The sequence below is a fragment of the Pollutimonas subterranea genome, assembly GCF_002849655.1.
In the GTDB taxonomy this organism is placed as follows: Bacteria; Pseudomonadota; Gammaproteobacteria; order Burkholderiales; family Burkholderiaceae_B; genus Pollutimonas; species Pollutimonas subterranea.
Genome location: NZ_PDNW01000001.1, coordinates 531457 through 538096, shown reverse-complemented (window position 1 = coordinate 538096; position 6640 = coordinate 531457). Strand labels below are relative to the sequence as shown.

At 56.7% G+C, this 6640-nt stretch carries 6 protein-coding genes; 2 read left to right on the top strand and 4 right to left on the bottom strand.

The features are described from left to right. The first annotated feature begins 465 nt into the window (after positions 1-465). Both CR159_RS02565 and CR159_RS02560 read left to right on the top strand, forming a co-directional pair. The gene (locus CR159_RS02565; RefSeq protein WP_102072401.1) at positions 466-849 is read left to right on the top strand and encodes a type II toxin-antitoxin system RelE/ParE family toxin; all 384 of its coding nucleotides are present in this window, start codon (positions 466-468) and stop codon (positions 847-849) included. After that, positions 833-1156 (top strand): helix-turn-helix domain-containing protein, encoded by a 324-nt coding sequence (locus tag CR159_RS02560; RefSeq protein ID WP_102072400.1) that lies wholly within the window; start codon positions 833-835, stop codon positions 1154-1156. Before CR159_RS02565 ends, CR159_RS02560 begins: the two co-directional genes overlap by 17 nt. 124 nt (positions 1157-1280) lie before the next feature. On the opposite strand, the gene CR159_RS02555 is transcribed toward CR159_RS02560, so the two are convergent. From CR159_RS02555 to flgL, 4 genes are all read right to left on the bottom strand, one after another. After that, complete coding sequence (locus CR159_RS02555) at positions 1281-3008, bottom strand: methyl-accepting chemotaxis protein (protein ID WP_102072399.1); 1728 nt, start codon at positions 3006-3008, stop codon at positions 1281-1283. A gap of 67 nt (positions 3009-3075) precedes the next feature. Further along, positions 3076-3486, bottom strand: a complete 411-nt coding sequence (locus CR159_RS02550; RefSeq protein WP_143705435.1) for a hypothetical protein — start codon at positions 3484-3486, stop codon at positions 3076-3078. Continuing rightward, positions 3483-4994, bottom strand: coding sequence for a methyl-accepting chemotaxis protein (locus CR159_RS02545; RefSeq protein WP_102072397.1), 1512 nt, complete (start codon positions 4992-4994; stop codon positions 3483-3485). Before CR159_RS02545 ends, CR159_RS02550 begins: the two co-directional genes overlap by 4 nt. A 61-nt stretch (positions 4995-5055) precedes the next feature. Beyond that, positions 5056-6606 carry a flagellar hook-associated protein FlgL gene (flgL, locus tag CR159_RS02540; protein WP_102072396.1) on the bottom strand — a complete coding sequence of 517 codons (1551 nt, stop codon included), beginning with the start codon at positions 6604-6606 and terminating at the stop codon, positions 5056-5058. Positions 6607-6640: the final 34 nt, after the last annotated feature.

Below are 6640 nucleotides of genomic sequence, written 5' to 3'. Positions count from 1 at the left end.
GGTGATGGGGCGCGAGCCGCGCGCCAATGCTTTACTGACTGCCTGTTCGATAAAGGCCTCGGAATAGGTGGATTTCATTGCTGCTCTCTTTGAAAATTAGAGGCGACAACTAGTCTGACACGGGGGGCGGCTTGGATCGAAACACAGGCTTCCGACCGTTGAGCGTATTGATTCCGCCCCGACAATAGTTTTCTTGCCGGCAAGAGGCCACAGGACCTGTTGGCGTCGGAGCCGGAACGTGTGATCAAGGCGGCTGTCGACGAGACCCTGGAAACTTCGCATGGCTAAGCGAGGCGCTATGCCATCGCCGCCACCTGCCGAGGCGGTTAAAGTAGACCGGCCTGCTCGTAGGCCTCTGAGAGTCGAAATATCACACTTGTCTAAACTGTTTAACAGATGGGCCACTGTCGTCGGCACTGTCGCTAAATTCTCTCCATGAATATCACTAAGTGTTATAGTTAACCAGTGACCCGAGTCTTTAAAACCGACCGCTTCAACCGCTGGATGCGCAAGACCGAGCTAACGGATGAGGTCCTCTGCACTGCTGTCGGGGAAATGGTCAAAGGGCTGATCGATGCTGATCTTGGCGGTGGTTTGGTCAAGAAGCGGGTCGGACTGGCAGGCCGAGGCAAACGCGGTGGCGCTAGAACACTGGTGGCCACTAATAAGGGCAATCGATGGTTCTTTGTGTTCGGCTTTGAGAAGAACGAACGAGCCGATATCAGCGCCGAGGAAAGAGAAGCACTGCAGTCACTTGCCTTGGACCTACTGACTAGGACTGCAAAAGAGATCGAAGCAGCAATTGAACATGGCGCACTACAGGAAATTTGTCATGACAACGAAGATTAAAGCCAAAAGCAGAATCTTGAGTACCGTGCACGAGACGGCAAGTGACTTGCATCGCCTGGGCTTTATCGACCAGCACAAGATGCGAAAATACGATGCGCTATGTTTGGGCCCGATCCCCGAGTACGACAGTGAAAAAATTCGTGCTCTACGTGATCGGTACCAACTGAGCCAAACCGTGCTGGCGTCACTACTCAACACTAGCCCTTCCGCAGTTCGGCAATGGGAATTGGGCGACAAGCACCCGAGCGGTCCATCGCGAAAGCTTCTGAGCCTGCTGGAGAGCAAAGGGCTGGAGGCCCTGATCTGATGTGAAGTAAGAAACTCGTCATCACGGCAGACCGATCGTCGCCGTGGGACCACAAAAAAAACTTCGGCGTCCATTACAGGACGCCGAAGTCTTCTCTACATGCCCGACTCGGGCATGCCTTAGCTTAGGAGTACGCGTTCTGCAACGCGTTATACCCACCCGGGCCTGCCACGCCAGCTGCCTGGACCGGCATGTCGATGACTTCGCTGGCGTTGATCTTGAACACCGAGACGGCTTCCGTCAACCGGGCGGCCTGCTCTTGCAATGAACCTGCGGCCGCTGCGGCTTCTTCCACCAGGGCTGCATTCTGTTGCACGGCGCTATCCATTTCCGATACGGCGCGGTTAACCTGCTCGATGCCGTCGGACTGCTCGCTGGACGCTGATGAGATTTCACCCATGATGGTGGTCACACCCTGCACCGAGCCCACAACTTCCTGCATGATGTCGCCAGCCTGGCCGGCTTGCTTGGCGCCGGACTGGACTTTCAGCAAGGACTCTTCGATAAGAACCTTGATTTCCTTGGCGGCTTGGGCGCTGCGCTGAGCCAAGGACCGTACTTCACCTGCCACCACGGCAAAGCCTTTGCCCTGCTCGCCGGCACGGGCGGCTTCGACTGCAGCATTCAATGCCAGGATGTTCGTCTGGAAAGCAATACCGTCGATCACGCTGACGATTTCAGACATCTTGTTCGAGCTGGTGGAAATCTCGTCCATGGTGGTGACCACTGCCGACACTGCCTTGCCACCGCGCAGCGCAACGTCCGATGCGCCCTTCGCCAGCTTGTCGGCTTGCGTGGCGTTATCCGTGTTCTGGCGCACGGTGCTGGACAGTTCTTCCATACTGGCGGCTGTTTGTTGCAACGCTGCGGCCTGCTGTTCGGTGCGACTGCTCAAGTCGGTATTTCCCATGAAGATTTCACGCGAACCCAGATTGATTTCTTCGACGCCCTGGCGCACGATACTTACAGTACGGGTCAGGCTTTCCTGCATGCGGCGCAAGGCTTCGTACAGTACCCCGATTTCATTACGCGACTTAACTTCGATGCGTTGGGTAAGGTCACCGCTGGCGATACGGTCGAAGTGCGAACCAGCCTGAACCAATTGCTTGACGACTATGCGTCCAAAAACAACGCGCATCAGGATCATCATCAGGAAACCGATGAGTATGGCCACGCCAATAGCTACCAGCGCTTGCTGGAACTCAGCCTCTGCCTGCTGGAAGAATTCCTTCTGCACCTTTTCCATGTGCGCGGAGAACGCGTCAATGGAGGCTTCGAACGCTTCGCTGCGCGAGATGCCGAACTCGCTGTTCACAAAGTAAAAGGTGGTGTAGTCATTGCTATCCAACGCCTGCACCATCGGGTCAATGCCATCGTCCAGGTACGGTTGATACGTGCTGACGATCCGCGTGGCCAGCCTACGCGCGTCGGCGGTATCGGCCGTGTTCTTGCGGAACTCATTGAAGTCTTTCGTCACCGATTCGAGTTGCGCATTGGCTTTGTCCAGCATTGCGCGCGCATCGCTCACCAGCTTGGCGTCATTAGTCGCGGCGGCCTCTTGCTGGAAGCGGGCCGCGCTAAGCAGGGACACCCGAGCCGCCATCATGTCGCTGCCCAGCCCTGTCACTTGCTGGGCGCGCGCGTTCTGGCGCTCCATGTTGCGCAGGCCTTCAAAATTCTGGGACAAGAACCATGCCGCCATGCCGCCGACCGCTATGATAAGCGCCATGAAGATGGCCAGGACCAACATCAGGATGGTGCTGACTTTTGCATCGGCGAAACGGAATCGGCCACGACTGGCGCGTTTCTTGTTCTTTTTATCAAGTGATGGAGACTGCAGGGTATCGGACATATTTAGACCTGAATAGCGTTATGGATCTTGGCTTCACCAAAGATGGCGGCGGACTGGAGTCATGGAACTACGGCTGCGTGGGATAAGAAACCGCATTGGCGTCAACGCGGGCGCCACCCTGGAACATATTCGCGCGAGGGATATTCTCGCTTTTCACGATACGTTGAAAGCGGCCGTCGGGACCGAAGGCCAGCCACAGTTCCTGATTGAAGTAAATCGCGTCGGTCACCATGGAGGCCTTGTGAGACCATCGTGCCATCGCGGAACCGTCTTGCTGCCGGTAGGTGTCCGTGGGTGCGGAATGCAGCAAGCCGCTCGCTTCATCGAGCGTCGTCTGGCCTGCCACAAGATAGCGCAAGCCAGAGGAATCAAAAGAACTACCCGTCGTGCTGCACGCGGCAAGGCCCAAGCCACAGGCGATTGCCACGAACAGGCTGGCGAACAAACGTCGCGCGACGACGACAAAACCCTGCATCAAAATTCAACCCATTCGTCATCCGTGGCCTGTTTGCGCACGGATGCGTTTGCCGCTGGATTGACCTTTATCGCGTCAGGGCTGTCGCCGTTGGCGTTCGCTGCTGCCGTACGCGGCCCGGCCGGACGCGGCCCGGCCGATCGCGGCACCGCGTGGGGCCGTTGGCTCGTGGCCGAACGACCTGTGTCTTGAGCGGGACCCTGTTTAGCCGAATTGTTCGCGCTGCCCATTCCGAGCGCGGCAGGTCGGGTGCCGGCGGCTTTCGTCGTTGAGCCCTGCGTGGATGCTGAATGCGACATGGTTGCCCGCTTCGGCGTTGACCGGATTTGGGTGGCCGCCACGTCGATGACCTGGTTTTCCAGGATCTTGAACACCGACAAGGCGCCACTGACATTGGCGACCTGTTCGCCCAGGCCACTGGCCGACGAGGCGGCTTCTTCAACCAAAATCGCGTTCTGTTGCGTGACGCGGTCCATCTGGTTGACCGCATGGTTGATCTGGTCGATGCCTGAAGCTTGCTCGGTCGTAGCGGCCGAAATCTCGCCCATGATGTCCGTAACGCGGGCCACGGACGATACGATTTCCTGCATGGTGGAGCCGGCGCGCTCGACCTGGGTCGAACCTTCGGTAACCTTCTTCACCGAATCTTCGATAAGGCCCTTGATTTCCTTGGCCGCCTGGGCGCTGCGCTGAGCCAGCGCACGCACTTCAGATGCCACCACCGCAAAGCCTTTGCCCTGCTCGCCGGCACGTGCCGCTTCCACGGCCGCATTCAAGGCCAGGATGTTGGTCTGGAACGCAATGCTGTCAATAACACCGACAATGTCGGAAATTTTGCGTGAGCTGGCGGAAATCGCCTGCATGGTGGTGACGACTTCGCCGACGGCTTGGCCGCCGCGCTGCGCCACATCAGATGCGCTGGCCGCCAACTGATTGGCTTGGCGTGCATTATCGGCATTCTGCTTCACCGTGCTGGCAAGCTCTTCCATGCTGGCGGCGGTCTGCTGCAATGCCGCGGCCTGTTGCTCTGTGCGGCTGCTTAGATCGGTATTGCCCGCAAGGATATGCTGCGAACCGAGGTTGATCTCGTTCATGCCGTGACGTGCCGTACCCACGATACGGCCCAAGCTGTCCTGCAAACGCTTGAGCGCCAGGTAGATCGTGCCGATTTCGTTCTCGGACGATACGTCGATACGCTGGGTCAAATCACCCGAAGCCATGTGGTCGAAAACGTCGCCCACGTCCCTAAGCGGGCGCAAAACGTTACGCGACAATGTGATGTATGCCCACAGCCCCAGCACAATTGCCAGGACTGCCAAACCGATGAATACATACTGGGTACTTGCGATGGTTGCCGCCACCGTCGCGTTGACGCTGCCCGCGCCCGAAAGCTGGGTGAGAATATCCTGCTGGCCCGACCAGCCCACCGCCACGGCGGCCAGGGTCAGCACCGACAGCAATAACACAACGATTAAAAGACTGGTCCTAAGTTGTAGCTGCTTGAATATCATTACTCGTTCTCACTTTGTCTCTTGGCGCCCATGCGGACGCAATCCTGCTGTTTTGTTAAATCTATCTTGTGTTGAATAAACCGAGACCCTGGATTTTCTTGAACGCCAGCGACGCGGCCTCGAGCGCTGTCGAGCGCAACTGCAACTGGGTCGTGGCCGTGTAATAGTCCACGTCTTCCAGCTTCGACAACTGTGAGCTGTAGCTCAACGCCCGCGCGCTGCCGGTTGCGCCAATAGAGTCCAGTTCATTCATGCGCGCACCCACCGAGGCGCGAACCGTCAGGATATTGTTGTAGTTGACGTCCAGGCGCTGCATGGCAGTGGCCAGGTTGTTCTGGAAGGCGGCCTGTGCTTCTGGGGAATCCTGGATGGGAAGCTCGAGGGACTTAATGATGCCGTCTAGCGTCGCGAAAATATCGAGGTCGGTTTGAGTAGCTGCGGCTTCTATCGTGAATGCATCACCTGCAACCGGCGCTCCAGCAATCTTGACCTCCATGCCGTGTGGAAGGGTGATCGTATTTTCCTGACCGGGAACAAACTTCTCTCCTGCCAGAGTTATCGTTGGATAAAGCGGGTTCGAGTTCGTAACGGTCACCGTATATTCATCTGTATCGGTGAACGCAATGCTATACACATCCCCTGGGCGGGTGATCGAGTAGTCGCTTACGACGGGGGAGCTGATCCTGGCATTACCACTCGTCACAGGAGTGACCACATGGCTCGAGGTATTTGCCGGCTCGACTACAAAACTGTCACCCAGCGCCGGGCTTCCAGAAAACTTCACTTCGACGCCGCCTGGAAGATTAATAGATGAACCCGACGTTGGACTCCATGTACCGGTTGCTGGTGTCCCTACGGGGTTGCCCAAGCGATCGCTTACCTCAACGGTATAGCTATTGGGAACCGTTTCGGAGAACTTAATCGCATAGGTATTGCCAGCGCCTGCCGCATTCTGGTCAGAAATCGTAGGGCTAGCTATTACGCCTGTGCCTTGGTTGCCCAAATTCGTAATAGTGTTAGTACCAACCGAGGTAAGGTAGTTGGTCGTACCAGGCGCGGCACGATTGAAAACATCGGAGCCGACGTCACTACCAGCGATCTGACGTGTCTGATCAGCCTGTATCTTGCGCTGGCCCGCGTCACCCATATATGTGATCTTGCCATTTACATCTTGATAAGCTGCGCTGCCGCCTTGAGCTCCGGAAAAAAGATACTGCCCGCTACCATCAGTGGTATTGGCAAGCCCCAACATACTATCTCGAGCGTTCGACAACACATTGCTCAGCGTCGCGCGATCAGCATCCGATAAGGTGCCGTTACCCGCTGCAATCAGATTGGTCTTCAGGTCTTGGAGCAACAAGGTCATGGAGGTAAGCGCATTTTCCTCAGTCGCCAAATTCGTTGTGGCAACCCCACGATTCACCCCAAAACGTGCGTTCAATGACTGCGACTGGCTGATATTGACCGCCTGTGCCGCCGCCAAGGGATCGTCGGCGGGAGTAATCATGCGCTTCCCGCTTCCGATTTGCTCGTACAGATGCAAAAGGTCTGACTGCTGGGCGGTGATGGAATTAAGTCCCGTCTGGAATAACAAATTGGAACTAATGCGCATGACGAAAATCCTGAAAAATGACGCTGAAACTTAA

Bases quoted from the DNA above. Each gene is read 5' to 3' on its own strand.
- CR159_RS02560 (WP_102072400.1), top strand. From the start codon at position 833: ATGACAACGAAGATTAAAGCCAAAAGCAGAATCTTGAGTACCGTGCAC.
- CR159_RS02555 (WP_102072399.1), bottom strand. From the start codon at position 3,008: ATGTCCGATACCCTGCAGTCTCCATCACTTGATAAAAAGAACAAGAAA.
- CR159_RS02545 (WP_102072397.1), bottom strand. From the start codon at position 4,994: ATGATATTCAAGCAGCTACAACTTAGGACCAGTCTTTTAATCGTTGTG.
- flgL (WP_102072396.1), bottom strand. From the start codon at position 6,606: ATGCGCATTAGTTCCAATTTGTTATTCCAGACGGGACTTAATTCCATC.